This window comes from Komagataeibacter intermedius TF2, from assembly GCF_000964425.1.
Taxonomy (GTDB): Bacteria; Pseudomonadota; Alphaproteobacteria; order Acetobacterales; family Acetobacteraceae; genus Komagataeibacter; species Komagataeibacter intermedius.
The window spans coordinates 1-2,014 of record NZ_BANF01000405.1 but is presented as its reverse complement, the minus strand read 5'-3'; the positions used below and the strand labels follow the sequence as shown (position 1 = coordinate 2,014).

Below are 2,014 nucleotides of genomic sequence, written 5' to 3'. Positions count from 1 at the left end.
AAAAGCCTACGCCTCTCACATCAAAACACAACTGTAGTGTTAGGACGACGTAAAGCTGTCACGAAACCGAGACACCGGGCCTAAATGACCGGTTTCTTCAGGTTAGTTCCCAGAACTAGGTCGTTCGCCTCCCCTCCCCCCGCTTTCCTGTATGTTGTCTATAGAAATAACAGACCGGTTGGCCACCCGTTGTCACCGGGTTCCGAAACGGGCGCGGGCGGCTTTGGTTAACGGCATAAACAGGCTGATGATCGTGCCCTCGGGATCGCGAAACTGGGCCGTGCGGTTGCCCCATGGTAGCAGCTTTGGCTCAATCACAACGTCCACCCTGTTTTTCAGGCGTGCGAATACGGCATCCACGTCATCAACCCTGAATTCCAGAATTGCGGTGCGGTTTGCCCCCGGTTCGGCAGTTCCTTCCCTGAACAGGGCGACCGTCTCGGCGCTACCGATCGCGAGTGTCGCGCCAGGGGTGACGATTTCGGCAAACTGGGGTGCAAGCCATTCGGCAGGCTGTCCGGTCACCAATTCATAAAATGCAACCATGGCGTTGATGTCAGCGGCAATCAGGCGGGTAGAGGCAAATTTCATCGGGCGGTTCCTCCATAAGGTTGTGTTTGCCGTCTTGTGGCACAATCATGCTGACAGCATCCTGTCAGCATGATTGCAAAGCCCTTGCGCAGTACCGATCGCCTTTTTCAGATCATCCAGATCCTGCGCCGGTCGTCGCGCCCCGTCACGGCGCGGGCGCTGGCTGGGGAATTGGAGGTCTCTACGCGCACGATCTACCGCGATATCGCGCATCTGATGGGGCAGCGCGTGCCCGTTTCAGGTGAGGCTGGCGTTGGATACGTGCTCGGCTCCGGATACGACATGCCGCCGCTTGCGCTGACCCCGGTGGAAATTGAGGCGATCGTTCTGGGCGCGCAGTGGGTAGCAGCCCATGGCGATGAAATGCTTGCACGTACGGCATTGGACGTTCTTGCCAAGATTGCGGCAGTCGTGCCCGAGCGCCTGCAGCCATTTATCATTGCGCCGAGCACTGCGGCGAAGCTGCCTCTTGATGCGTCCGAGGATACGGTGGACGCGGCGGACTTTCGATCTGCAATACGTAAAGAAATGAAATTGCGCCTGCATTATTGCGATCAACGGGGTACGCTAACCGAGCGTACGGTATGGCCAGTGGTTCTTGGCTATTCGGATACCACGCGCGTACTGATCGCTTGGTGCGAACTGCGACAGGACTTCCGTCATTTTCGTACGGACCGGATAACCGTAGTAGAAAAGCTGGATGAGCGGACAGGTGAACCATACCACCGACTGCTTCGCCGTTGGGAGATATGGCGTGCATCGGAACTGGCTCGGCTCAAGTCCCATTAATTCGTTGAACAGCGCTGGATGTCGTGATCCGCAACGGTTTTTGATGCGAAGACACCCAGAAATCGTATGGCCAGCATCCCATCGAAGGAGAACCGGAAATCAAGACTGAAAGTTGCGCATTGAGAAAAACAGCGTCTAAAGGCGACCTTTTAGGTCTGCCTTAACCGCTATCTGGTCAAGGAATTTAAAGCAGGGAGGTAAATAGCCGCCTTATCCGTCTTCATCATAGCTTCCTGAAGTCGCGTGGACTGATGCCGGTTTCCCTGCGAAACATCTGTGCAAAATGGCTCGCACTCTCATAGCCACTGGTCAGGGCGATCTCGATGATGGACCTGTTGGTCTGTGACAGAAGCTCCTTCGCATGGTCCACACGCCGCCGGATAAACCAGCGTGACGGGCTTTGCCCCATGGTGTTGTGAAATGACCGGCTGAAATGAAACCGACTCATCCCGCACAACTTGGCCAGAAAATCGAGGTCGAACGGTTCGGCGAGATGGGCCTCCATATGATCCAGCGCCTTACGTAGCTTCCACGCTGGCAGTTGTGCGGGTCTGGACGTGAGCGAAGGCTGTGTCTGTGCATAATGACGTAGAAGATGGACGGTCAGACTTTCCAGAAGTCCATTCACAAATAG

Annotated in this window: 3 protein-coding genes; 1 reads left to right on the top strand and 2 read right to left on the bottom strand. The window is 55.7% G+C overall.

Translation table 11 applies throughout. The annotated features are described in order from the left end of the window. Nucleotides 1-192: 192 nt before the first annotated feature. Nucleotides 193-591, bottom strand: a complete 399-nt coding sequence (locus B7449_RS17750) for a VOC family protein (protein WP_025440113.1) — start codon at nt 589-591, stop codon at nt 193-195. A 69-nt stretch (nt 592-660) separates the two neighbouring features. Between B7449_RS17750 and B7449_RS17745 the strand changes: the two genes are divergently transcribed. Continuing rightward, nucleotides 661-1,380 (top strand): helix-turn-helix transcriptional regulator, encoded by a 720-nt coding sequence (locus tag B7449_RS17745; protein ID WP_010517467.1) that lies wholly within the window; start codon nt 661-663, stop codon nt 1,378-1,380. Nucleotides 1,381-1,603: 223 nt separating this feature from the next. Here B7449_RS17745 and B7449_RS17740 read toward each other — a convergent pair. Beyond that, nucleotides 1,604-2,014: helix-turn-helix domain-containing protein (locus tag B7449_RS17740; protein ID WP_048883971.1), on the bottom strand; the 411-nt coding region annotated here is incomplete at its 5' end.